The sequence below is a fragment of the Formosa sp. L2A11 genome, from assembly GCF_009796865.1.
In the GTDB taxonomy this organism is placed as follows: domain Bacteria; phylum Bacteroidota; class Bacteroidia; order Flavobacteriales; family Flavobacteriaceae; genus Formosa.
Genome location: NZ_CP047028.1, coordinates 1948348 through 1975270, shown reverse-complemented (window position 1 = coordinate 1975270; position 26923 = coordinate 1948348). Strand labels below are relative to the sequence as shown.

General features: G+C 33.7%; 15 protein-coding genes. 13 read left to right on the top strand and 2 right to left on the bottom strand.

The window, feature by feature from the left end; all coding sequences use genetic code 11:
• Positions 1-49: 49 nt before the first annotated feature.
• The 12 genes from GQR95_RS08505 (at position 50) to GQR95_RS08450 (ending at position 23899) form a co-directional block, all read left to right on the top strand.
• Complete coding sequence (locus tag GQR95_RS08505; RefSeq protein WP_159022773.1) at positions 50-3226, top strand: SusC/RagA family TonB-linked outer membrane protein; 3177 nt, start codon at positions 50-52, stop codon at positions 3224-3226.
• Positions 3227-3238: 12 nt separating this feature from the next.
• Positions 3239-4666, top strand: a complete 1428-nt coding sequence (locus tag GQR95_RS08500; protein WP_159022772.1) for a SusD/RagB family nutrient-binding outer membrane lipoprotein — start codon at positions 3239-3241, stop codon at positions 4664-4666.
• A 20-nt stretch (positions 4667-4686) separates the two neighbouring features.
• Positions 4687-5553, top strand: coding sequence for a hypothetical protein (locus tag GQR95_RS08495; protein WP_159022771.1), 867 nt, complete (start codon positions 4687-4689; stop codon positions 5551-5553).
• A 33-nt stretch (positions 5554-5586) separates the two neighbouring features.
• Positions 5587-6465: a hypothetical protein gene (locus tag GQR95_RS08490; protein WP_159022770.1), complete on the top strand. Its 879-nt coding sequence runs from the start codon at positions 5587-5589 to the stop codon at positions 6463-6465.
• A gap of 654 nt (positions 6466-7119) precedes the next feature.
• The gene (locus GQR95_RS08485; protein WP_159022769.1) at positions 7120-10329 is read left to right on the top strand and encodes a SusC/RagA family TonB-linked outer membrane protein; all 3210 of its coding nucleotides are present in this window, start codon (positions 7120-7122) and stop codon (positions 10327-10329) included.
• A 14-nt stretch (positions 10330-10343) separates the two neighbouring features.
• The gene (locus GQR95_RS08480) at positions 10344-11768 is read left to right on the top strand and encodes a SusD/RagB family nutrient-binding outer membrane lipoprotein (protein WP_159022768.1); all 1425 of its coding nucleotides are present in this window, start codon (positions 10344-10346) and stop codon (positions 11766-11768) included.
• A 160-nt stretch (positions 11769-11928) separates the two neighbouring features.
• Entirely contained in the window at positions 11929-12663 is a 735-nt protein-coding gene (gene rlmB / locus GQR95_RS08475) for a 23S rRNA (guanosine(2251)-2'-O)-methyltransferase RlmB (RefSeq protein ID WP_159022767.1), read from the top strand.
• 791 nt (positions 12664-13454) lie between these two features.
• On the top strand, positions 13455-16598 hold the full coding sequence (locus GQR95_RS08470) for a TonB-dependent receptor (protein WP_159022766.1): 3144 nt from the start codon (positions 13455-13457) through the stop codon (positions 16596-16598).
• Positions 16599-16630: 32 nt separating this feature from the next.
• Positions 16631-18244, top strand: coding sequence for a RagB/SusD family nutrient uptake outer membrane protein (locus GQR95_RS08465; protein WP_159022765.1), 1614 nt, complete (start codon positions 16631-16633; stop codon positions 18242-18244).
• 34 nt (positions 18245-18278) lie between these two features.
• Complete coding sequence (locus GQR95_RS08460; RefSeq protein ID WP_159022764.1) at positions 18279-19022, top strand: hypothetical protein; 744 nt, start codon at positions 18279-18281, stop codon at positions 19020-19022.
• 440 nt (positions 19023-19462) lie between these two features.
• Complete coding sequence (locus GQR95_RS08455) at positions 19463-22513, top strand: TonB-dependent receptor (protein ID WP_159022763.1); 3051 nt, start codon at positions 19463-19465, stop codon at positions 22511-22513.
• Between the two features lie 6 nt (positions 22514-22519).
• Entirely contained in the window at positions 22520-23899 is a 1380-nt protein-coding gene (locus GQR95_RS08450) for a RagB/SusD family nutrient uptake outer membrane protein (RefSeq protein ID WP_159022762.1), read from the top strand.
• Between the two features lie 127 nt (positions 23900-24026).
• On the opposite strand, the gene GQR95_RS08445 is transcribed toward GQR95_RS08450, so the two are convergent.
• On the bottom strand, positions 24027-24779 hold the full coding sequence (locus GQR95_RS08445; RefSeq protein WP_159022761.1) for a rhomboid family intramembrane serine protease: 753 nt from the start codon (positions 24777-24779) through the stop codon (positions 24027-24029).
• Positions 24780-24888: 109 nt separating this feature from the next.
• Here GQR95_RS08445 and GQR95_RS08440 point away from each other — a divergent pair, with 109 nt between their 5' ends.
• Positions 24889-26166 (top strand): replication-associated recombination protein A, encoded by a 1278-nt coding sequence (locus GQR95_RS08440; protein WP_159022760.1) that lies wholly within the window; start codon positions 24889-24891, stop codon positions 26164-26166.
• A 13-nt stretch (positions 26167-26179) separates the two neighbouring features.
• Here GQR95_RS08440 and GQR95_RS08435 read toward each other — a convergent pair whose 3' ends face one another.
• Positions 26180-26923, bottom strand: a complete 744-nt coding sequence (locus GQR95_RS08435; RefSeq protein ID WP_159022759.1) for a hypothetical protein — start codon at positions 26921-26923, stop codon at positions 26180-26182.

Genomic DNA, 26923 nt, shown 5'->3' with positions numbered 1-26923 from the left:
TAACTTTTTATTATGATTTTAGTTCCAGACTAATTCAAATCAAATAAAAATGAAGACAAAGTTTAGTGGAATTCTAACGCTGTTTCTAGCGTTGGTTGTGCAAGTTACTTTTGCACAAGAAAAAATAATTTCAGGGACTGTTTCAGACGAAGCCGGCCTGCCTCTTCCAGGGGTTAACATTATTATTAAAGGAACTTCTCAGGGTACACAATCTGATTTCGATGGTAATTACACACTTTCTGCGACAAGCGGAGATGAGTTATCATTTTCATTCATGGGGTATAAAACAAAAACAATTACTATTGGCGCATCAAAAACAGTCAATTTAGTATTATCTCAAGATTTATCAGAACTTGACGAAGTTGTTGTAACAGCATTGGGTATTAAAAAAGATGAAAAAGCTATTGGTTATGCTTCACAACAACTAAAATCGGAAGCCATTTCAGATGTACCTACAACTAACGTTGTAAACTCTTTATCTGGTAAAATTGCAGGTGTAAATATCACACAATCTTCTGGAGATATCGGAGCATCTTCCCGTATAACTATTCGTGGCGTATCTTCTATTTATGGAAATTCACAACCATTAATAGTCATTGACGGAGCAGTAATTGACAATAATACATATACAGGATCTAGTTCTGGTACGGATGTTCCAAATGGTTTAGCAGATATTAACCCACAAGATATTGAAACTATAAACGTTTTAAAAGGTGGTGCAGCAACAGCACTTTACGGAATGAGGGGTACTAACGGTGTAATTGTAATTACAACTAAATCAGGAAAACAAAGTAAAACTTTAGGAATAGAAATTAATTCTTCTGTAAGCTTTTCTAATGCTTATATTTTTCCTGACTACCAAAACTCTTACGGACAAGGACATAGCCAAAGCTATTTCGAATTTGTTGATGGTACTGGTTACGACAAAGGAGCCTTTGGTGGAGATGGTGGTGTAGACGAAAGTTGGGGAGCACCTTTAGATGCAGGTTATGAATTTATTCAATATTCTTCATTTATAAACGACCCTAACAATCCTCAAGCTCAACCTTGGATATCTCATCCTAATAGTGTGCGTGACGACTTTTACCAAACTGGAATTACAACAGATAATACCATTTCATTTTCCGGAGGAACAGATACTTCTAGCTATCGTTTATCTTTAGGCTATTTAGACTCTAAAGGTATTGTGTACAATACAGATCTTAAAAAATATAATATTTCAGGATCTGCAAATTATGAATTAGGAGATAAATGGACTGTTGGATTTACTGCCAGATACATTAACTCTTCATCAGATCAAAGAAATGCTGTTGGTTATGGAGATATAGATAACCAAGTAGGACAATTAGTTTGGAGTGCAAGACAAGTAGATTGGTCTCAACTAAAAGATTGGAAAAATTTACCTTTAGTAGATTTAGGTGATGGAGTAACAACGCCTTTAAACTGGAATTTAGCTTATAACAATAACCCATTTTGGGCATTAGACAAAAACCTACACCCTTGGTCTCGTAACAGATTAATTGGAACTGCAAATATTGGATACCAAATTTCAGATGCTTTATCATTAAACATGTCTACAGGTATTGATTATTTTGACGACTCTAGAGAAACAATGAGAAGTGCAGGTACAAACGGGTATACAAACGGATACTATTCACTAACAAAAAGAAATCGTTACGAAGTTAATACACAAGCCATTTTAAGTTACAACAAGAAATTTGGATCTAACGAACAATTTGGATTATCACTAAGTGCTGGTGGACAATCAATGGTTAACAAATACACAGCTTTTCAAGGTGTAGCAGAAAACTTAGTACTAGATGGTTTATTCAACTTATCTAACTCTTCAGGAGCTCCTTTACTAACAGACGATAGTTCTGAATATAAGATTAACAGTTTATTCGCTACAGGACAAATAAGTTATAATGATTATTTATTCCTTGATTTTACAGGACGTAACGACTGGGCAAGTGTATTACCAATAAACAACAACAGTATATTTTACCCATCTGCATCTTTAAGTGCAGTTGTAAGCGATATCTTAAACATTCAATCTAATGCTGTAAGTTTCTTAAAACTAAGAGCATCTTGGGCAGAAACAGGAAGTGCAGGACCTTTAGCTCCTTATAGTGTAACTCCAACATATTCTTTATCTAGTTACCCACTTAACGGAAGTACTCCTACCGCAATATACCCAGACACATTATGGAATTCAGACATTACAGCTCAGACAGAAACAGCTGAAGAATATGGTATTGACGCACGTTTCTTTTCGAACAGAGTACGTCTAGATTTTACGTATTACGATAAGAAAAACGAAGATGTAATTATGCCACTACAAGTCTCTGGATCTTCTGGATTTACAAATGTTTGGAAAAATGCAGCAACAATAACAAATAAAGGTGTTGAAGTAATTCTTGGACTAGACGTAATAAGAAATGGAGGAGACGGATTTAACTTAGGCTTAGATCTTAATTTTGCAAAAAACACAAACGAAGTTTCAAATATTGAAGGTGAAGGTGTTATTAACTTAGAATACGGAAGTTTATGGAACGTAAACACACAAGCTAGAAATGGTGAAGCCATTGGAACAATATGGGGACCAGCATTTGAACGCACAGATAGTGGTGCTATTTTATATGAAAATGGTTTACCTGTAATTGGTGACTCAAAAGTATTAGGAAACTCTCAAGCTGACTGGGTTGGAGGTGTAGCAATAAACGCATCTTGGAAAGGATTTACTTTCAGAACATTATTCGATATTAAACAAGGAGGAGATGTATATTCTCAAACAAATACATGGGGTAACTTATCTGGTGTACTTGAAGAAACTCTTGAAGGTAGAGAAACTGGTGTTGTAGGAGTTGGAGAAATGTCTGACGGTAACGGAGGCTACATTCCTAACGATATAGTTGTAGATGCTCAGAACTACTACTCTAGTGCTTATAACCAAAACGTAGCAGAATCTTCTGTATTCGATGCTTCTTTTGTTAAATGGAGAGAGCTTTCCATAAGTTATTCTATCCCTAACAAATTAATTGCCAACACTGGTTTAGACGCTATTAATTTAGGAGTGAATATTAGAAATTTAGCTATACTATCTAGAAATGCACCGCATATCGATCCAGAAACAGCTTTTGGTACTAGTATAGGTCAACAAGGTTTAGAATACGCTCAAACACCTTCTACACGTACAATAGGTGTAAATCTTAATGTAAAATTTTAATCGAAAATGAAAATGAAAAATATACTTAAATCATGGTCTCTTGCAGCTTTAACTGGTATGATGGTTTTTACCACGGCCTGTGACAGTGATTTTGAAGAAACCAATATAGACCCTAACAACCCCACAGATATTTCTGCAGATTTACAGCTGGGATACATAGAAAGAACATTAATTAACCAAGTTCATAATTATGCTGTTGCAGGAGAATGTGCTTCAACTTGGCCACAACACCTTTCAAAACCTGTATATAATGATGCAGATAGATATTATCCGCGTTTAGGATCAATAAATACATTTTGGAACACCATGTACTCTGCTGTAATTGCAGATGCAGACGAAATGAACAGCTTGGCAGTAGAAGAGAATAATAAAACTATTCAAGGAATTGCATTAACATTACAAGCTATTTCTTACCAATACTTAACAGATGCATTTGGTAACATACCAATGTCTGACGCTATTAATGGTACAGAAGGAACATTTAATCCTGCTTACGATACGCAAGAACAAGTTTACACACAAATATTTACATTATTAGATCAAGCGATTACGCTTTTAGAATCAGGAACAGGAACTATAGATGCTAGTCAAGATTTAATTTACGGTGGAGACGCTTCTAAATGGATTAAATTTGCAACTACAATTAAATTTAGAGCTATGATGCGTATTTCAGACACATCTCTATTTAGTGCTTCAGAATTACAAGCATTAGTTAATACTGGCGATTTAATTACTTCAAATTCAGATAATGCTTTTATAGCGTTTACTACAATTGCAACACCTAACACCAATCCTTTCTATGACATTATAAATAATAGTAGACAAGATGAATGGTCTGTAGGTAAAGAATTAGTAGATTTTATGCTAGCAAGTGGTGACCCTAGAATTACAGTCTATGCAAACCCGAATGACAATGGAGAATATGTTGGTAAACCCGCAGGATACATTAACCCAGGAACATCAGGATATGGTGCTGGTGCAATATCAGAAATAGGAGATGCTTACATGGCTGCAGACGCACCATTATTCTTAGTATCTGCTTCTCAAATAAATTTATTATTAGCTGAAGCAGCTTCAAAATCTTACATCAGCGGATCTGCAGAAGATTACTTCACAACAGGAATTAATGCTTCTCTAGTTCAGAACGGTTTATCATCAGGTAGTTTTTCTCCTTCTTATAATGGATACACTTCAATTGCAGAACAATTATGGGTTTCTACTTTTATGCAAGGTTACGAAACATGGTCTGAATGGAGAAGGTCTGATATCCCTTCAGATTTACCATTAGCCATAGATCCGCAACCCGGAGTAAACAGTATCCCTACACGATTTACGTATACAAACGACGAGGTTTCTTTAAATTCTTCTAACGTAGATACTGCAGTAGCACAACAAGGTGAAGATGCAATGACAACTAAAATATGGTGGGATATAAACTAATTTAAAAACAAGACTAAAAAATGAAAAATATATTATATACCTCTTTAGTATTACTTACTATTTTAAGCTTTACAGCCTGTAATAGCGATGCAAATGTAGACGTAGTTACAGAAGTAGAAGGAACCGCAGGACTTATTATTAATGTTTCTAACAATTCCTCTGGAGCACTTTTAGGATCTCCAGAATCCGGAGTAGATTTAGATCAAGCATCCATAATATTCTCAGACGATTATTTAGATTTAGTAATTACTGAAGTTTCTGGAGGTTTTGAAAGCGGAGCAATAGACCACCTTGAAGTTTACAAATCTTTAAACGGAGAAGATGGAATTAAAATTGGAGAAACAACAGAATTACCATATTCATTATCTTATAGTAATATTGAAGCCTTTATGGAAGGAACAGGAAAAGAATCTTCAGACTTAAGAATTGGAGATGTATTTACTTTTTCTGTAAAAGTTGTTAAAAAAGATGGCACAGTATACACATACAGTCCAAGCATAGGAAACTTTGCAATAGCAATTAACTGTTCTTACGATTTAACAGGAACTTACACAATGACTAATACAGTTTGTGCAAGTGAAGTAGATGTTGAGATTACTCAAAACTCAGACGGTACATGGTTTGCATCTACAGCAGATGGTGGATTATTACAATTCTGTACTACAAATACCTCTTTACAAAACTTTGGTAGCTTCGCCGTGTCTTGTGGTGGTATAGTAGATACTTCAGGAACCGCCGGAGGACCTGATTACTGCGAAGGAGGAGATTATGGAATTGGTTGTATTACTGGTGGTCTTTGGGATCAAGAAGCAGGAATATTAGAAATGACACATAATGATGCTTTCTTTGGTGTTGGTGAATACACATCTAAATACGTAAGACAATAATTCATAACAGAATTAAAACTTAAACATAAAATTATGAAAAACATATATAAAACGTTTTGTCTACTAGCTTTATCTAGTTTTGTTTTTACATCTTGTGATGATAGTGATGACAATACAGGAGACTCTCTTATAGATTACACTAAAATAGGTGCAACAGTATCTACACCAAACCAAACAATTACTATAAGCGAGTCAGACATTCAGGCTTCGGGTGCAGATTACATCATACCTTATACTGTAACATTAAACGAAGCAGTAACCGCAACAGCAATTGTTGAATTAATTCAAACAGGTGGTGAAGCAGACTCTGAAGATTACGAAACTTCTGTTATAACAGTAACACCAGGAAACACAACTGGAACAGGTTACATTACTATACATAGTAACGCTTATATAGAAGGAACCGAAACATTAGAGTTAACGGCTAATTCTAGAGCAAATGTTACCATTAACAATTATGTTATCGACATTACTATTAATGAAGATTACATAAATGATCAATTAAATCTTGAATTATCTTGGGCAGGAACCTATACAGTAGCAGTCGGAGACGGTGCAGACTTAGTTTTAGACTATTGTACTATGGATTTCGATTTCTACATATACGATTCAGACCTTAATGACATCGGCTTTTACGATGCAGCTACAAGTTCTTGTCCTGAATCAGGTACAATATCTGGTTTAGAAGATGGATTCTATTATGTAGTAGTAGATTTATACGACAACCCGCTAAGTATTTATGGAGGAGGAGTATCTGTTCCCGTAACATTTTCTTGGAGTCAAGATTATTTTGACGACGTAACAGGTTCTGTAACATTAGACGCATACACTACAGATTCTACATCTGGAACATACGCTATAGCTTCAATAACAGTACAAGATGGTTACATCTACTCTGTAGAAGGTTTTTAATTTATAAAAAATCACAAATTACTTAAAGCCACTTCGCATGAAGTGGCTTTTTATAAAGATTTGAGTCATTTAAAAAAAAGCATTAATTATAAAAGAACAGCATTATTATAAACTAAAAAGGAAAATCATATAAAAAACCAATACTTAACATAGAGAAGAACATAAAAACTAAAGCTTTATATTAATCTATTATTAACAAAAAAGAAGGACTCTTTATTTATAAATAAAGAATCTATTTACTATTAAAAAAAGTAGCATTAAAAATGCTACAATTTCACACACTTTGTAAATCGACTTATTTAGGGTAAATCAGGGTAAAAAAAAGCACCTTATAATGTTAATATATGGTTAATAAAACAAGAGCAAACGGGAACAATTAGTCTTTTTGAAGGTAAATTCTCCCAAAAAAAAGTGACAAATGTGTCAAAAACGTCATAATTCATCAAAAAAGACAGATAATTAAGACATTTTTGTTGCATATAATCATGTCGATTTTTAAAAATCATAGACAAAATACCTAATTATTGATTATTTATAACCGATATATTCCATATTCTACAAAAAACAGAGAGAAACACAAACTTTAAGTAATTATTATTGTTTTATTAACTATTAATTATGAATTTGGTCATTGACTAATTCAAATAAAATAAAATGAAAACAAAGTTTAGTGGAATTCTTACGCTATTCCTAGCGTTTGTCGTGCAAATTACGTTTGCACAAGAGAAGACAATTTCAGGGACCGTTTCAGATCCAAACGGTTTACCTCTTCCAGGAGTTAACATTATAGTAAAGGGTACAACAAGTGGTACTCAAACAGATTTTGATGGAAACTATTCTATTCAAAGTTCAACAGGAGAAATTTTATCCTTTTCTTTTATGGGGTATAAAACAAAAACCTATACAGTTGGAGCTTCTGCTACTATAAATGCTACTCTAGAAGAAGATTTAGCACAACTTGATGAAGTTGTTGTAACTGCATTGGGTATTTCTAGAGAGAAAAAATCTTTAGGATATGCCAGTCAAGAAGTAGACGGAGAAGCTGTTTCGAATGTAAAAGCTCAAAACTTCGTAAACTCTTTATCTGGTAAAGTAGCAGGTTTAAATATTAAACCTTCAGGAACAATTGGTGGTTCTACAAACGTAGTTATACGTGGTAACAGTTCTGTTGCTGGTAACAACCAAGCGTTATTTGTTGTAGATGGTATTCCAATTGATAATGGAAACTCTAACTCTTCAGCTCAAAAAGCAGGTCAAGGTGGTTACGATTATGGTAACGCAGCATCTGACATTAACCCAGACGATATCGAATCTATTAACGTATTAAAAGGTGCAGCAGCATCTGCATTATACGGTTCTAGAGCATCGAATGGTGTAATCATGATTACAACCAAAAAAGGTAAAAAACAAAAAGGTATTGGTATTACAATTAACTCTAGTGTTACTGTAGGAACTCCAGATAAAGAAACATTACCTACTTACCAGAAAAAATATGGTGCTGGTTACGGTAGTTTTTACGGACCTAACGAAGATGCATATTTTAACTTAGAAGATGTAAATGGTGATGGAGTTTTAGATGAAACGGTACCGTTTACAGAAGATGCTTCTTATGGAGCTGCTTACGATCCAGACAGATTAGTTTACCAATGGAATTCTATCTACCCAGAATTAGATACATACCAACAAGCGACTCCATGGGTTGCTGCGAAAAATGATCCTAACTCAGTTTGGCAAACATCTTCAACTTTAATTAACTCTGTAGATTTAACTGGTGGTGACGAAAAAGGAACTTTCCGTTTAGGTTACAGTAATATGATGCAAGAAGGTAACTTACCAAATTCATCTATAAAAAGAAATAGCATTTCATTTAATGGTTCTTACAACTTAACAGAAAAACTTACAGCCTCTACAAGCTTTAACTTTACTAAAACAGATGGTAAAGGGCGTTATGGTACAGGATACGATTCTAAAAACCCAATGCAACAATTTAGACAATGGTTCCAAACTAACGTAGATTTAAAAGAACAAAAAGACGCGTATTTTCAAACAGGTCAAAACATAACTTGGAACTCTAATAGTGTTTCAGACACTTCTCCAATATTCTCGGATAACTTTTATTGGACACGTTATGAAAACTACGAAACGGATACGCGTAACAGATATTGGGGTAATGTAGTTTTAAATTATGAAATTACAGATTGGTTAAGTGCTGTAGGTCGTTTTACGTTTGATACGTATTCTGAATTACAAGAAGAAAGAATCGCTGTAGGTTCTGTAGACGTATCTGAATACTCTCGTTACAACAACAATGTATCAGAATACAACTACGATTTAATGTTATCTTTCAATAAAGATTTATCAGAAAAAATTAATCTTTCTGGTATTGCTGGTTTTAACTTAAGACAAAATAATCAGAACAGTATTTATGCTGTAACAAATGGAGGTTTAAACCTTGCAGGACTTTATGCATTATCTAATAGTGTAAACTCTATAGAAGCACCTTCTGAATATGATGCCACTAAAGTAGTAGACGGAGAATATGTTCAAGCTAGCTTAGGTTATGACAATTTTGCTTTTGTAGAAGGAACATATAGAACAGATCGTTCTTCATCTTTACCATTAGCAGAAAACAGATACGATTACTGGTCTGCAACAGGATCTTTAGTATTCTCTCAATTAATACAAGCAGATTGGTTAAGTTTTGGAAAAGTAAGAGGTAACTACGGTAAAGTAGGTAACGATACAGATCCTTACAATGTATTTAACACATACGGTATTGGAACCCCTTTTAATGGTGGTATTGCAACAAACCCTAGTGCTAAAAATAATCCAAATTTAAAACCAGAAGAGCAAACAAACTGGGAACTTGGTTTAGAAATGCAATTTTTCCAAAAACGTTTTGGTTTCGATGTAACGTATTACGATGCACTTAACGAAAACCAAATTACAAGTGTACCATTATCTAACTCTACAGGTTATACATCAGCATTATTAAATGCAGGTACTATTTCTAACAAAGGATGGGAAGTTACTTTAAACGTTACTCCTATTCGTACAGAAAACTTTACTTGGGATATGAATGTTAACTGGTCTAAAAACACAAGTTTAGTAGAAAAATTAACAGATGGTATTGACAACTTAGAATTAGCTTCTTTACAAGGTGGTGTTAGTATTAATGCAACTCCAGGTGAAGCTTACGGTACAATTAGAGGTACAGACTTAACATACAACGAAAACGGAGATCCAATTGTAGGAACTAACGGATACTATATTACAACAGATACAAGTAATAATGTAATTGGAGATATTAATGCTGACTGGAAAGCTGGTTTATATAACTCTTTTAACTATAAAAACTTCAACTTAAGCTTCTTAATTGACATGCAAAAAGGAGGGGATGTATTTTCTTTAGATACTTGGTATGGTTACGCAACAGGACTATACGATTTTACTGCCGCAGATAACGACTTAGGAAACCCTGTAAGAAATTCTATAGCTGATGGTGGTGGAGTTATCTTACCTGGTGTTCAAGCAGACGGTTCAGTAAACACAGTAAGAGCAGATGCTAGCAACTATGCAAACCCTTGGGGTTACGCTAGAGCATCAAATTCACAACACGTTTACGATGCTGGTTATATAAAACTTAGAGAAGCAAGTTTAAGCTATAGCTTAAAAGACTTAGATAGATTACCTTTTACAGGTGTAACATTCTCTGTTATTGGTAGAAACTTGTGGATTATTGACAAAAGTGTACCTTACTCAGATCCTGAAGCAGGATTAAGTTCAGGTAATGTTCAAGGATACCAATCTGGAGCATACCCTTCTATTAGAGAAATTGGTGCAAGTGTTAAATTACAGTTCTAAAACAAGAAAAAATTATGAAAAAAATATTTATTACAGCAATATCTTTTGTTCTTCTTGCATCTTGTATGTCTGATGAGAAATACGAAGGTTATAACGAAGATCCTAAAAACCCGACACAAGTAGAAGCGTCTTTTCTTTTCAATTCTGCTACTGTTAGTTTATTTGATCAAATGCAAAGTACGAGTGTAAACGTGAATGTTTTCAGATTACTTGCTCAAAACTGGACCGAAACTACATATATAGATGAAGTAAACTATGATTTAACAGGAAGAACAATTCCTCAATATCATTGGTCTGAACTGTTTAGAGATGTCTTATTAGATTTAAAAACAGCTAAAGAATACACTGAAGCTGACATAGATTTATCTGAAGCAGACAGAGCTACTCAAGTTGCTCAAATTGAAATATTAGAAGTTTACACATGGCAACAATTAGTTGATACATTTGGAGATATTCCTTATACTCAAGCTTTAGATGCTAGTGGTTACCCACTACCTGTATACGATGATGCTTCAACTATTTACGGAGACTTATTAACTCGTCTTAACTCAGCTTTACCTAATTTAACAGGAACAGGTTTTAGTTTAGACAATATTTACAACGGAAATGTATCTGCTTGGTCTAAATTTGGTAACTCTTTAAAATTAAGAATTGGATCTCGTATTGTTGATGCTCCAGGAATGGCTGCAACTGCTCAAACTGCAATAGAATCTGCAGTAACTGCTGGTGTATTTACATCTAATGCAGACAATGCAACTATTGCTTATACAGCTACAAGCCCAAACACTAACCCATTATGGGAAGATTTAGTAGAATCAAACCGTTCAGATTTTGTTCCTGCTAATACAATAGTCGATATAATGAATGACTTAGATGACCCAAGACGTTCTGTGTTTTTCGATGACAACTTAGGTGAAGGAGTATACAAAGGAGGAACCTATGGTGCTTCGAATGGTTATGCAACTAACTCTCATATTGGAGACGATATGTTCGACCCAACATTTAGAGGAGTATTATTAGACTACTCTGAAATATCTTTCTTTTTAGCTGATGCTGCTCAAAGAGGATTTGCTGTTGGCGATACTGCTGAAAACTTTTACGATACTGCAATTACTGCTAATTTTAATGATTGGGGAGTAGATGGTGTAGAAGCTTATTTAGCTAATCCAGATGTAGCATACGATGCATCAAACTGGAGAACATCTATTGGTACTCAAATGTGGTTAGCAATGTACAACAGAGGTTTTGAAAGCTGGACAGCTTGGAGAACTTACGATGCTCCAGAATTTAACTTACCTGAATTCTCAGGTAACCCTGTTCCAACACGTTACACTTACCCTGTAAACGAACAAAACTTAAATGAAACAAATTGGTCTGCTGCATCTGCTGCAATAGGAGGAGATAGCCAAACCACTAAATTATTCTGGGATGTTAACTAATAAGTAAAACATTCTATAAGTTATATTTTTTGAAAGCGGTCGACTAGTTCTTGAATTAGTCGGCTGCTTTTTTTAGCACTAAAAGCCACTTTTACACAAGTGGTTTTTTTATGCGTAAAATTTTTAATTACCAATACATAAAATATTGTACTTTTGCCTCATGGAAAAAGAGACTCAAATTTTTGGAATACGTGCTGTTATAGAAGCTTTACAAGCTGGAGAAAATATTGACAAGGTATTTGTTCAAAAAGGGCTTAAAGGTGAATTATCTCACGAATTGGAAGGTGTTTTACGTAAACAACGCATTAACGTCTCTTATGTTCCTATTGAAAAACTAAATAAACTAACCTCTAAAAACCATCAGGGTGTTGTTGCACAAATTGCTCCAATAACATTTTGGGACATAGAAGAATTAGTAACTAAAGTTACCGAATCTGGTAAGACTCCCCTATTCCTATTATTAGATCAATTAAGCGATGTTAGAAACTTTGGAGCTATAATCCGTACTGCAGAATGTACAGGTGTAGATGGAATTATTATTCAGAAAAAAGGAGGAGCTCCTGTAAATGGAGACACCATTAAAACAAGTGCCGGAGCAGTGTTTAAAATGCCTATTTGCAAAGTAGATCATATTAAAGATGCCATGTTTTTTATGCAAGCTTCAGGCATTAAAGTCATTGCTGCTACAGAAAAAACAGAAGATTTAATGTACGATGTTTCTTTTAAAGAACCATGTGCCATTATTATGGGATCTGAAGGAAAAGGAATAAATCCTTCGGTACTAAAATTAGTAGATGCAAAAGCAAAATTACCTTTACTTGGTGAAATAGGATCTCTAAATGTATCTGTTGCTTGTGGTGCTTTTTTATATGAAGCATTAAGACAACGTCGTTAATCTTAAAATTAATTTCATTGTTAATTTACACTAACCTAAACAATGAATTACATAATAAATATTAGCTATAAGTTAATTTACTATTACAGTATTTTAACTTATAGTATTATTAAACACAACATCATTTACCTAAAATTAGAGGTAAGAATTACAAACTCCCCCTACCCACTTTATTAAAATACAAGAATAATATCTTGACATATTTTCTGCAAAAAAAGCAAAAACACACCATAAATTTGAGACATTAAAACTCAAAACCCCTCATTATTTCTAAAATATTAATTTAGAATTATCTCTTATTATAAGGTTTTACACAACTAAAATTTCTACACAATTGTAAACCTTAAAATCACTTTTTCATACAATTTAAAACTCAAATTTTTACTCTAAAAATTTTATTCTCACCATTCTTTTAATATTAAATTCTAAGTCTAAATTCAGTATAAAATAAAAATTTAGTAAGAAAACAAAATCAAAACAGCCTTCATTTTAACATAATGCAATCATAAAAAAGTCGAAAAACAGAGAATACGCAAACAAAAACTGACAATTACGTCAAATTTTATTCTGTTTTAACTTAAAACAACATAATTTCAAGAATAGTAAGGAATCAAAAGAGATATTAACTACATAAAAGAAGGTCGAAATCAGGTAATTATTAACACGAATGCGGTAAATAATTACATATTATTCAAAAACATAACATTATCTTAAAATTTAGTTAATAAAAATAGGCTTATTAACAAATTATTAAGATTTTAGTAGCCGACTAATACAAATTCAAATTAAATATGAAAACAAAATTACATGGTGTTTTAACGCTATTTCTAGCGTTTGTCGTGCAATTTACTTTTGCACAACAAAAAACAGTTTCAGGTACTGTTACAGGCGAAGACGGTTTACCGCTACCAGGAACAACAGTTTCGGTAGTAGGTACAAAAACGGGAACTTCTACAGATTTCGATGGTAACTACAGTTTAAAAGCTAGTACTGGAAACAAATTAAGATTTAGCTTTATGGGCTTTGTCACTAAAGAAGTAACAATTAGCATGTCTAGCACAATAGACATAATATTAGTAGAAGATGCTACATCGCTTGAAGAAGTTGTGGTTGTTGCATATGGTACAACTACAAAAGAGGCCTTTACGGGGTCTGCAGGAGTTGTAAGCACTGCCGATTTAGACTTACGTCCTTTAAGCTCTCCAATTGGAGCAATTGAAGGTAAAGTTACAGGTGTACAATTCCTTTCTGCTTCAGGACAACCAGGATCTTCTCCAGAAATTGTTATTAGAGGTGTTGGTACTTTAAATGGTAGTACAAATCCATTATTTATTGTTGATGGTATTGCTTTTGAAGGTGGTTTAGGAACATTAAACCAAGATGACATTGAATCTATGACGGTTCTTAAAGATGCTGCATCGACTTCCCTTTACGGTTCACGTGCTGCAAATGGTGTAGTTATTATAACTACTAAAAAAGGTAAAAAAGGAAGTGGTGTTACTGTTAATATAACTAGCCAATATGGTGTAATCACTAAAGGTATTAATGAATACCAAGCGGTTAACCCAGGACAATATTACGAACTAATGTGGCAATCTTACAAGAATGCTTTAGGAGGTGATGCTGCAGCTGCAACAGAAGCTTCTGCATCTATTTTTAATCGTTTAGGACGTAATCCTTTTAACGTTGCTAACGATAATATCGTAGATGTTAATGGTAACATAAATCCAGACGCAGAAGTAATCGCAGAAGACTTAGACTGGTATGATGCTTTAGAAAGAACTGGATCTAGATCTAGTAACTCTATTAACGTTTCTGGTGGTGGTGAAAAACACTCTATATTCTTATCTGCATCTAATTTAGATGAAAAAGGATATGTTATAGAAAGTGATTACAAAAGAGTAACTAGCCGTTTAAGTGGTACTTTTGATGCTACAGACTGGTTATCTTTAGGTGGTAATGTAAACATCTCTAACGAAAAATCTCATGGTCCTCCATCAAGAGATGCGTCTGTAGCAAACGTTTTTGGATTTGCTAAAAACATGGGATCTATTTACTCTCCATATCTATTAGACCCAACTACTGGTTCTGTCTTAAGAGATGAGTCTGGAGATGTTATTTGGGATCGTGGTGAAGGTATATCTTCTTTAGGAATTCAATCTAGACCAACAAATGTAGGGCGTAATGCGCTTGAAGAAGCTATCTTAAATAATGAACTTAATACTACAGACAATTTTGGATATAGATTTAATGCAGATATTAAACCATTAGACGGATTAAAAGTTAGTTTTATATACGGTCAAGATTACCAAGATGGTGTAAACCAAAGTTATGAAAATGCTGAAGTTGGTGATGGTGCTCCAACAGCTAGATTTCAAGATACTAGATATCAGAGAACAACAGAAAACTTTAATCAAATAATATCATACAATAAATCTTTTGGTGAGCATAATTTTGATGTTATGGTTGGACATGAAAGCTTCAGCAGAAACTTTTCTGAAAACAGCGCTTTTAAAAGTACACAAACTGCAACAGGAATTTATGAGTTAGACAACTTCTCTGTAGTGCTAGATGCTTCAGGAAGTAGTACAGACTACAAACTAGAAGGTTATTTAGGACGATTAAATTATAATTTCGACAATAAATATTACTTAAGTGCTTCTGTAAGAAGAGATGGATCTTCTGTATTTACAAACAATAAATGGGGTACTTTTTATTCTGTAGGTGGTTCTTGGAGAATTGATCAAGAAAACTTTATGGATAATGTATCTTTCATAAACAGCTTAAAACTAAGAGCATCTTATGGAGAAGTAGGTAATGATAAATTACTTTCAGATGGTTCACTTAATTATTATATTTCTCAACCATTATATGCTATATATTCAAATGCAGGTGATCCAGGTATATATTGGAACACAACTGGTAACGAAGATTTACAATGGGAATCTTTAGATAGCTGGGATGTTGCTTTAGAATATGGTTTATTTAACAACCGTTTATCAGGTTCATTTGAATACTATAAGAAAACAACTTCAGATTTATTATACAACGTACCAATCCCTGGTTCAGAAGGACAAATTGAAGCTCCGGATAACATTGGTGATTTATATAACGAAGGTTTTGAAGTTAGCTTAAATGCTGCTATTGTACAAACAGATAAATTCTCTTGGAATTTAGGTTTACAAGCGTCTACATTAAAAAATGAAATTACGTTCCTTCCAGATTCATTTGTGGATGGTTCTAAACGATGGGAAGAAGGAAGATCTAGATACGACTTTTTCTTATACGATTATGCAGGGGTAGACCCTAGTAATGGGGATGCCTTATTTTACATGTATGAAGAAGTAGGTGATGAAGTAGGTGTTGCTGTTCTTAATGAAAACGGAACTCATGCAACAACTAACGATTGGGCAGATGCTGGTAAAGGATATGTAGGAGCTACAGCTATACCAGACTTAATTGGTTCTATATCTAACAACTTTAGCTACAAAAATTTCGAACTTAACGTATTATTATCTTACCAAATTGGAGGTGACATTTTAGATTATGGTTATGCAGATATGATGCATTCAGGAACTTACGGTGCCTCATTACACCCAGATGCACTTAAAGCATGGAAAAATCCAGGAGACATTACAAATGTACCTCGTTTAGAAAACTCAAATACAGATTTATCTCCAAGTTTATCATCTAGATGGTTAACAGATGCATCTTACTTATCTATTAGAAACGTAAACATTGCATACAGTTTAGATAACGACACTATAGACAAAATAGGATTAGATAAATTAAGATTATTCGTAACAGGAGAAAACTTATTTATGTTTGCTCAGAGAGAAGGATTAAATCCTCAATATAATCTTTCAGGAACACCTTCTGGAAATGACTACAACCCAAACAGAGTTATCTCTATTGGTTTAAACGTCGCTTTTTAAATTATATAATTCTAAATTAAAAAATACACAAAATGATACGAAAAAAAATATTATTACTACTTGCCATCTCAATGGTAGTAATCGTAGGTTGTAGTGAAGATTACCTTGACACTGTACCTACAGATTCAATATCAGAAGAGGCAGCACTTTCAAGTACAGAAAATATGGACCTAATTTTAAATGGTCTTCATAGAATGATGTATGGTCAAAATGTTTTAACAGGAGGAGAATCTAGTAGATCTGGAGAGAGCTACTTTATTCCTTCTTTTGATGCTATTGGAGGAAATGCAATTCACTCTTCACCAGGTAATGGTTGGATGACATCAGATTTAAAATGGACAAGTCATACGAATGCAAGTTCTACTACAAATTTCAACCTTTGGTTCCAACGTTACCACTTTGTTGAAACAGCAAACACTATAATCAATAAAATTGCTGAAAGTGATTTTACAGAAACAGAAGATTTAAACAAAATTTTGGGACAATCTCACGCATACCGTGCTTGGGCTTATTTAAGATTAGTAACTAGTTTCTCTAAAGGATATATTTACGGTACACCATCATCAGATCCTGGAGTTCCTGTATTAACAGAAGCAGGTGCACCTTATGAAGGTGGTCCTCGTGGAACTGTTGAAGCAGTATATGTACAAATGGAAAGCGATATTAATGCAGCTATAACTTACTTACAAAACGGTAGTGCTGCAGATAATAAATCTAACATATCTTTAAATGCCGCTTACGGTATTAAAGCGCGTATTGCATTATCTAAAGGAGACTGGGCTACTGCTGCAACAAGTGCTGCACTTGCAAGAGATGGTTACCCTTTATTAAGTCAAACTGAATGGTTATCAGGTTTTAACTCTTACGATTTATCTGAAGTTATTTGGGGTGGTAAAGTTATCGATACTGAAACAAACTTTTTCCAATCTTACTTCTACTTTATCGCATTCGCATTTAACGGAAGTTTAAACAGAAGTAATCCAAAACTTATCAGTAAAGAATTATACGACAGGATTCCTGCTACAGATTACAGAAACCAAGCATGGTTACCTTTAGCACCTAACACTAACTCTGCAGCGTCTAACGACCAAGGAGGAAGTTATGAAACAGATCCTAATTATGATAATAAAGCAGATTTCGATGCTGCTTTTAATGAAATCATTGAAAAATATGGTGCAACAACTGCTCACAATACGCATCCTTACATGAATGTTAAGTTTCAACAAAAGAACCCAGGTTCTATTGATCCAGATGATGTTATCTACATGAGAGCTTCTGAAATGGTACTTATTGAAGCTGAAGCAAAAGCAATGTTAAACGATGTTGCAGGTGCTCAAGCTGCATTAGATGTTTTAGGTTCTGCTAGGGATAGTGCTTTTGACAAAACAGCTTTTACAGATCAAGCATCTTTAATGGATGAAATTAAATGGCAAAGAAGAGTTGAATTATGGGGAGAAGGATTTAGCTACCATGACAACTTAAGATGGGATGAAGGTTTAGACCAAACTAATTCTGGTGCTTCATTAACACTTTATGGAGATGGTTTCATACAAGCGAAACCTTCTGTAAACGATGAGTGGATTTTTAAAATTCCACAACAAGAAATTGATGCAAACCCTTATATGACTGATGCTGATCAAAACTAAGCATTAGACTTAAATTCAAAAAATATAAAAACTCATGAAAAAAATAGCAAATATATTTTTAATAATACTCTCATCAACTCTATTACTTAATTGTGATGATGATCAATTTGAATCGTCTCTTGATTATGTAACCTTTAGTGATGCTACTTATCAATCTTCTGTAGATCCGGGAAGTACAGCAACTAAAGAAATTACAGTTTATAGCACAACAATATCTAGTACCGATCGTGTATTTGATATCGTGGTAGATTTAGACCTAACAACAGCAGACGCTGACTCTTATGAAGTTCCTACAACTGTTACAATACCAGCAAACAGTAATGCAGGTGTTTTCACCGTTAATTTAGCAGATGTTAATTTAGATTGCTTTAATGATTTAGGATTAAAATTAATGCCTTATGAAGGCGTAAATCCAGGAAACTCTTCTACTCTAACATTTTATCAAAAACCAAGTGACACTTGTGAATTAGAAGTAAGTGGTACTATTGATTTTACTTTTGATAGTTACGCTAGTGAAATATCTTATGAAATTCTTGACGTTGAAGGAAACGTTGTTACCTCTGGTCCAAGTGAAGCATTTGCAGACGGAACAGCTTCTTTCAGTGCTCCAGTTACACTATGCGACGGAAGATGTTATAGTTTAGTAGTATACGATGCTTATGGAGATGGCTTAGTTTCTCCTGGAGCATTTACTTTAACTTTAAATGATACAGAATATGCTTCAGGTGGAGGAGATTTTGGAGATTCAACCTCAACTTCATTTCAAGTTTTCGATTAATTAAATAATAAAACTTATCCTAAAAGGAGATTGATTTTAAATCAATCTCCTTTTTTTTATGCCTTTTACAAAAAAAACAAGCCTAGATTAATCACAAAACATTAATAAAACTTTAAAATGAATATGTAATACTATTAAACACACCCTTAAACAATTACAAAAAAAACACCATTAGAAGTTCTAATTAGAATTAAAACTGACAATTATGTCAATTTTAACCAATTAGAGAGTTAAAAAAATGCAAATAGAGTTGTAAAAGGAAGGGAAATCATTGAAAACTATTTAAAAAAAGGCATCAATCAGATAATTTTTCATTGATATTTCACAAATATCTATATATTTCGCAAAAAATTAACACGTTCATAAATTTTAGTTAACTTTTGTAGATTTATTAACATATAATTAAGATTTTAGCAAAAACTAATTCAACCTAAAATCATATGAAAAGAAAAGTTTATGGAGTTTTAACACTCCTACTACTGTTTGTTCATTTTACTTATGCACAACAAAAAACAATTACAGGTTCTATAACAGGACCGGATGGGTTACCTCTACCCGGAACAACTATAATGGTAAAAGGGTCTAAAGCAGGAACTTCATCAGATTTTGATGGTAAATATTCTATTTCGGCATCATCTGGAGAAACAATAACATTTAGTTTTGTGGGATATAAATCTCAAGAAAAAACGGTTGGAACATCAACCACAATTAATATTACCTTAGAAGAAGATGCGTCTGCATTAGATGAAATCGTATTAATGGGATATACTAAAACTAGCCGAACAGAACTTACGGGTTCTACAGTCCAATTAGAAAGTGCAGCATTCGAACAAGTACCTGTTTCTACAATAGACCAAGTACTTCAAGGTAAAGTTGCAGGTTTAACTTTTAATGTTGACTCCGGAACACCTGGATCCACTTCAGATGTTAGAATTAGAGGTAGAAGTTCACTTACAGCAGGTAACGAGCCTTTATATGTTATAGATGGTGTTCCTGTATCTAGTGCGGCTGCAAATAGCACAACTTCAGGCTCTTCTTTTTCTCCATTAGCATCTATAAACTCAAATAATGTTGAAAGTATTACCGTATTAAAAGACGCTTCTGCTACTGCTGCATACGGAGCTAGAGGAGCTAATGGTGTAATTGTTATCACAACTAAAAGTGGTAAATCTGGAAAAACACAATTCAACTTTAATTCTTCTTACGGGTTTTCTAACGATGCTGTGGATGGACCACAAGTATTAACTGGTGCAGAAAGAGAAATGTTATATTACGAATCTGTTTACAACACATATGGAGCAGATTATGGTTTTGATCTTGATGGAGCCCAAGCATTTAGTGAGGATAACAATTTAGACGGAGGTGTATATGCTACATGGAATGCTGCAGGCAGACCAGAAGGAAATTGGGGTGATGTTATTACCAATAAAGATGCACCATTAATGGAATATAACTTATCTGCGAGTGGTGGAGACGAAACATACTCATTCTTTACTTCGGTTGGATATTACGATCAAGAAGCAACTGTTATCGGGTCAGATTTTCAAAGATTTACTGGACAAGTAAATTTAACTAAAGATTTTTCAGATAAAATTACGTTTTCTACAAGAAACTCAGGATCGTACTCTTACCAAGATGGTTTACTAGAAACAAGCGCCTATTTTTCTTCACCTAGAGCTGTTAAATTCTTTATGCCTGCAACAGACCAACCATATGACGACGAAGGAAATATAAATTTAGAGACATCACTTCCTAACCCGCTTTTAATTGCACAAGAAGATATAGACGACTCTAAATTTACTAGAATAAGTTCTAACAATACACTTAAGTGGGAGTTACCAATTTCAAACTTAACTTTTAACACTACGGTTGCTATAGATTTGCAATTATATAACTATAAAAGATACCGAAACAGAATTGATGGAGATGGTGCGTCTACAAATGGTTACGGTTGGCAAGCGAATAGCACAAGAACAAATTATGTATTCCAAAATAATTTAGATTATCTACTCGCTATAAACGAAGACCATAGTTTAAATTTTAAAGTATTACAAGAATATCAAAAAAACAGATATAATTATCTTGAAGGAGAAGCAGAAAACTTTGCAGACGATGGTTTAACAAACCTCAACTCTGCAGGTACACCAACAAGTGCTAATTCATATTTTACAGATTGGGCAATTGCATCTTACACCGGATTAATGCACTATAGTGGTTACCAAGGAAAATATGTTTTCGATGCAACCATTCGTAGAGAAGGAAGTTCAAGATTTGATGCAGATAACAGATGGGGAACTTTCTGGTCTGTAGGTACAGCTTGGAACGTACACAAGGAAGCTTTTCTAGCAGACTCTTCTTGGTTAAGCACATTAAAATTAAGAGGATCATATGGTTTAACAGGTAATGCAGATATTTCTATAAACCAATACCAATCACTACTTGGATATGATGGTGATTATAACGGAACTTCTGCTATTTACTTAGATACATTCGGAGCAGATGGTTTATCATGGGAAACATCTAAAGCTGTAGATGTTGGTTTAGATCTAGGATTTTTCAATAATAGATTTACAACTACACTTACTTACTACAACAGAAGAACTGAAGACATGTTACTTAATGTAAACTTACCTTTTACTTCTGGATTCTCTTCTCAAATTGCTAATGTTGGAGAAATGGAAAACAAAGGATTTGAGTTTGAGTTTAATGCTGATATCGTACGTTCTGAAAACGTATTTGTATCTATAGGTGGTAATTTTGCTACAAATAAAAATGAAGTTCTTAAAATGTATGAAGACAACTCGGGAGAAGAAACTGTAATAAGCGGTACGACTCAAAGAGTTGAATCTGGACATGCTGCCTATGGTTGGTATATGGTTTCTTCGGCTGGCGTAGACACTCAAACAGGTGAAGACTTATATTATATTGATGGAAAAGATGGTGAAACTACAAATATTTATACTGAAGCTAACCAATCTTGGCAAGGCGGTAGTGCTCTACCAACTTTTACAGCAGGTCTAAATTTAAACATAGAAGCATATAACTTCTTCTTGAATGTATCTTCTTACTATGCTGGAGGTCACAAAGTTTACGAAGATTGGGCTAGATATACCAATGGTACGGACTTATTTACAACATTATATTACCAAGGTGTTGATGCGATCTTAGACAGATGGCAACAACCAGGAGACGAAACACGTTTTGGAAAAATGACGTACTCAACTACGCCATGGCAACAAAACAGTAAATTTTTATATGATGGAGATTACTTCAGAATTAAAGATATTACGTTTGGATACAACCTTCCAGATAGCGTAAATTCTATTGTAGGTTTACAATCTGCAAGAATTTTTGTTAGAGCTACAAATCCGTATACTTGGGTTAAAAGTGATTATTTAAAATATGATCCAGAAGTAAATGCTGATGGTTTTACAGGTTTAGAAACACCTCCTACAAAATCATTAATCTTTGGTGTTAACGTAAATTTTTAATTGACTATGAAAAACATAAAACACATATATAGAATTCTAGTGGCAGCAACCTTAGTGCTTACTATAGGCTCATGTACTACCGAAGATTTAGACCCTTCTCTAGAACAAAACAAATCGGTTGAAGATGGTATAAACTCAATAAATAATATTTCGGGATTAATGTTAGGTGCCTACGAATACTTAACAGAAAGCGGATATTACGGTAGAGATTATATTATAAATAATGAAGTTAGAACAGACAACTGTTTCTCTAATGGTAATTCAGGACGTTTTACTACTCAAGCTTCATTTGCCTATAACTCTAATACAGGTTATTTTTACGACGAAGCTTATGAAGCTATTGCAATTGCAAACGTAATTATTGCACAAGACGTAACTACATTAGCTACAGACACTAGTGAATTAGAAGAAGGATACCATATTCAGGGAGAAGCTTATGCTTTGAGAGCTCTAGTACATTTTGATTTATTAAAACAATACGGACAAATGAATACTGGAGGAACTTTAGGAATACCTTACGTAACAGAATATAAAGGAGAAGATTTATACCCAAGTAGATCGACTTATTCTGAAAACGTTACCGCTATCATGGCAGACCTACAAACTGCTTTTGATATGATGAGTGATGATTATTACGATACGACTAAAATTACAATGTCTAAATACACTGCCAAAGCAATTGAATCTAGAGTGGCTATTTATTTCGAAATGTGGGACGACGCAATCGCTGCTTCTGAAGCCGTAATTAATTCTGGTTTATATAGCATGGTCTCTGCAGAGAATTATGTTAGTTCTTGGTCTGCAGGAAGCCAACAAAATTCAATTTTTGAACTTGCATATACAAGTTCAGATAACTTAAGTAGCGATAGTATAGGTTTTATTTACAGACTTGGAGATAGTGGTAGTTATGGTGACGTACAAGTACTAGATGACGTTATAAATATTTTTGAACCAAATGATGTGAGAGCAGATATTTTAGGTTACGAAGGAACAATGTTACGTAACTTATACAAATATCCAGACATCAATGGCTCAGATAACATCCCAGTTATTCGTTACGAAGAGATTATTTTAAATTATGCAGAAGCGTTATACGAATCTACAGGAGGAGGTTTAAGCGAATTAAACTCACTTAGAACTAACAGAGGTTTAGCTGGCTTAACAACTATAACCAAAGATGCTATTTTAGATGAACGTCGTAAAGAATTAATGTTTGAAGGTTTTAGATTTGATGATTTAATGCGTACTGGACAAGACATAGAAAAAACATCTCTACAACAAAACTTTACATCAACAATAAGCTATGGAGATTTTCGTCTTGCTTATCCAATTCCACAAAACGATATAGATACAAATTCTAATTTGACACAAAATGATGGATATTAAAATTATTAATTTCCACCATATTTTGTAACAACTTATTTATTTAATTACTTCTGTAATTAGTCATTTTCAAGACTGCTTAATTTTAAGCAGTCTTGTTTTTTATAATAATAATAATAACAGATTATACTTAATCTAACATATCACTGTCCTTATTTTCTTTAAAGGTATAAATATAGACTGTAGAAGGATCATCTAAAGTATCGTTCTCCTCTTCTGGTTTAAACTCTATAAAATTCCCATCAGAATCAAATTGTTTTAAAAAGGGATCTTCGTCTTCATTATAATCTTCTTTTTCCCAAGCAAACTGTTTTGGTTTTGCTATTTGTTTCTTAAAAACTAAAGCAAAAAGCAAACCTGTAATCAACCCCGACAAATGGCCTTCCCAAGACACACCTTCTTGTACTGGTAACACATACCAAATCATACTTCCGTATAAAAACACAACTAAAAGCGATAAAGCAATCAGTCTATAATGTTTTGCAAAAACGCCTTTAAAAAAAATAAAACTAACTAAAACATAAATTAAACCACTTGCTCCTATATGGTAAGACGGCCGGCCAATACACCACGTTAAAAACCCAGACACAAGTATTCCATAACCTAAAACTTTCCAAGCAATAGGTCTATAGAAATAAAAGAGAGCTACACTTAAAACAAATAACGGAATGGAATTATGGTATAAATGCGAAATTCCAGAATGAATAAACGGACTAAAAACCACACCTTGTAAACCTGACAATGTACGCGGGTAAATACCATGGGTGTTAAAAAAAATATTTGTTTCAATTTCAAACCAATACACATACCAAAGTATTAACACGAATGCAAGCGGATATGCAAGAACGCCGTTAGAGAATTTAAAATGGTCGTATTGTTTCATAAACTGTATTTCATTAAAAATAATCAAATTGTAAACCGTTTTCACTACTAATGATAAAATGTCAGTCGCTAAATATTTCAAAACATTAAAAAATAAGTAATTTTACAACATGAACGAACCTTTAGCAGAACGTTTACGTCCTGAAACTTTAGACGACTATATTAGCCAAACTCACCTTGTTGGACCACACGGCCCATTACGCATACAATTAAAACAAGGCTTAATTTCATCTATGATATTTTGGGGACCTCCAGGAACAGGAAAAACCACTTTAGCAAATATTGTTGCCACACAATCCGGCAGACCTTTTTACACGTTAAGTGCGATAAATTCTGGCGTAAAGGATATTCGAGAAGTAATAGATAAGGCTAAACAAAGCGGAGGTTTATTTACAACTAAAAATCCTATTTTATTTATAGACGAGATTCACCGGTTTAGTAAATCGCAACAAGATTCTTTATTACAAGCTGTAGAAAAAGGTTGGGTTACGTTAATTGGTGCAACTACAGAGAATCCGAGTTTCGAAGTCATTCCTGCCCTACTCTCACGTTGTCAAGTTTATGTTTTAAATGCTTTTGATAAAAATGATTTAGAGCAGCTTTTACATCGTGCAATTAAAAAAGACAGCTTCTTAGCCGAAAAGAACATAAAACTTAAAGAAACAGCTGCTTTATTGCGTCTTTCTGGAGGTGATGGAAGAAAATTACTGAATATTTTTGAACTTATTGTAAATACCTTTGAAGAAGAAAACATTGTAATTACAGATGAGATTGTGCTTAAAAAAGTACAGAACAATACGGTGCGTTACGATAAAACAGGAGAACAGCATTACGATATTATTTCTGCTTTTATAAAATCTATTAGAGGAAGTGACCCTAATGCAGCGGTGTATTATTTAGCACGAATGATTGAAGGCGGTGAAGATGTAAAATTTATTGCCCGCCGACTTTTAATTTTAGCCAGTGAAGATATTGGTAACGCAAACCCAACCGCTTTAGTTATCGCTAACAATACATTCCAAGCTGTATCTGCAATTGGATATCCGGAATCCAGAATTACATTAAGCCAATGCACAACGTATTTGGCATGTTCTGCAAAAAGCAATTCTGCTTACGAAGCGATAAATAAGGCACAACAATTAGTTAAAGCTACAGGAGATTTATCTGTTCCGTTAGGGATAAGAAATGCACCAACTAAACTTATGAAAGAGTTAGGTTATGGGGAAGATTATAAATATTCGCATAACTATGCAAACAATTTTGCCGAACAAGAATTCTTACCGGCCGAAATAGAAAACACCAAGCTGTATGAGCCTGGTGCTAATGCTAGAGAGCAATCTGACAGAAACTTTTTAAAGCAACGTTGGAAAGCTAAATATGGTTATTAAGTAAGTTGCGCGATTAAAATTTCACGTTAAGTGTTTCTTCTTTTAAAGTATCTCCTTCATAAAATTCGATAACCCATTTGTCGCCTGTTTTACGAACAGTTGCTTGTTTACCTACAACAAAAAATACATCCTCCATTTTTGTTTGTTTCAAAGTATAAACCACTTTAGGTGTACTATCTACTAATTGGTAACCGTTAGTAATTGGTTGCGCATATAACATATCTGACACAGGAGCTACGGTTTCTGAAACAGTGTTAGATGTTACCGCTGTAGTTGTTGCAACAGTTTCTGTTACAGGTGCAGAAACAGGCAATAATGCAGGAGTATTAGGCTGGTATTCATAATTTACAGTATCAAAAGATTTGAAAGCTTCTCTTAATGCAGCTTGATATGCTTTTTTGTAATCTTTCTCTTTTGTTGTACCTAAGGCTGTTTCAAAAACAACAGCATTTTTACAATCTTTTAATAATAACTTTATTTTAGTAGTAAACAAACTAGATTCGTTAATAACATCTGCACGTAAAGCCAAACATCCATTAGAGTTCAAATCTTCTGGCATAGTATCAGACTCCATAATGGCAACAAACCCTTCTTTATTTAAAAGAAACTGAGTTAAAGCATTCATTTGGTAAAGGTCTGGTTTCTTTAAAAAATCGAAAGTTTCTGGAACAATCACATATTTATAAGTATTTAAACTTGTTTGTGCTATAGAGCTAAAGGAAACACTTATAAATAATAATAAAAATAATTTTCTCAT

Coding starts and splice junctions, on each gene's coding strand:
- GQR95_RS08505 (WP_159022773.1), top strand. CDS start 50: ATGAAGACAAAGTTTAGTGGAATTCTAACGCTGTTTCTAGCGTTGGTT.
- GQR95_RS08500 (WP_159022772.1), top strand. CDS start 3,239: ATGAAAAATATACTTAAATCATGGTCTCTTGCAGCTTTAACTGGTATG.
- GQR95_RS08495 (WP_159022771.1), top strand. CDS start 4,687: ATGAAAAATATATTATATACCTCTTTAGTATTACTTACTATTTTAAGC.
- GQR95_RS08490 (WP_159022770.1), top strand. CDS start 5,587: ATGAAAAACATATATAAAACGTTTTGTCTACTAGCTTTATCTAGTTTT.
- GQR95_RS08485 (WP_159022769.1), top strand. CDS start 7,120: ATGAAAACAAAGTTTAGTGGAATTCTTACGCTATTCCTAGCGTTTGTC.
- GQR95_RS08480 (WP_159022768.1), top strand. CDS start 10,344: ATGAAAAAAATATTTATTACAGCAATATCTTTTGTTCTTCTTGCATCT.
- rlmB (WP_159022767.1), top strand. CDS start 11,929: ATGGAAAAAGAGACTCAAATTTTTGGAATACGTGCTGTTATAGAAGCT.
- GQR95_RS08470 (WP_159022766.1), top strand. CDS start 13,455: ATGAAAACAAAATTACATGGTGTTTTAACGCTATTTCTAGCGTTTGTC.
- GQR95_RS08465 (WP_159022765.1), top strand. CDS start 16,631: ATGATACGAAAAAAAATATTATTACTACTTGCCATCTCAATGGTAGTA.
- GQR95_RS08460 (WP_159022764.1), top strand. CDS start 18,279: ATGAAAAAAATAGCAAATATATTTTTAATAATACTCTCATCAACTCTA.
- GQR95_RS08455 (WP_159022763.1), top strand. CDS start 19,463: ATGAAAAGAAAAGTTTATGGAGTTTTAACACTCCTACTACTGTTTGTT.
- GQR95_RS08450 (WP_159022762.1), top strand. CDS start 22,520: ATGAAAAACATAAAACACATATATAGAATTCTAGTGGCAGCAACCTTA.
- GQR95_RS08445 (WP_159022761.1), bottom strand. CDS start 24,779: ATGAAACAATACGACCATTTTAAATTCTCTAACGGCGTTCTTGCATAT.
- GQR95_RS08440 (WP_159022760.1), top strand. CDS start 24,889: ATGAACGAACCTTTAGCAGAACGTTTACGTCCTGAAACTTTAGACGAC.
- GQR95_RS08435 (WP_159022759.1), bottom strand. CDS start 26,923: ATGAGAAAATTATTTTTATTATTATTTATAAGTGTTTCCTTTAGCTCT.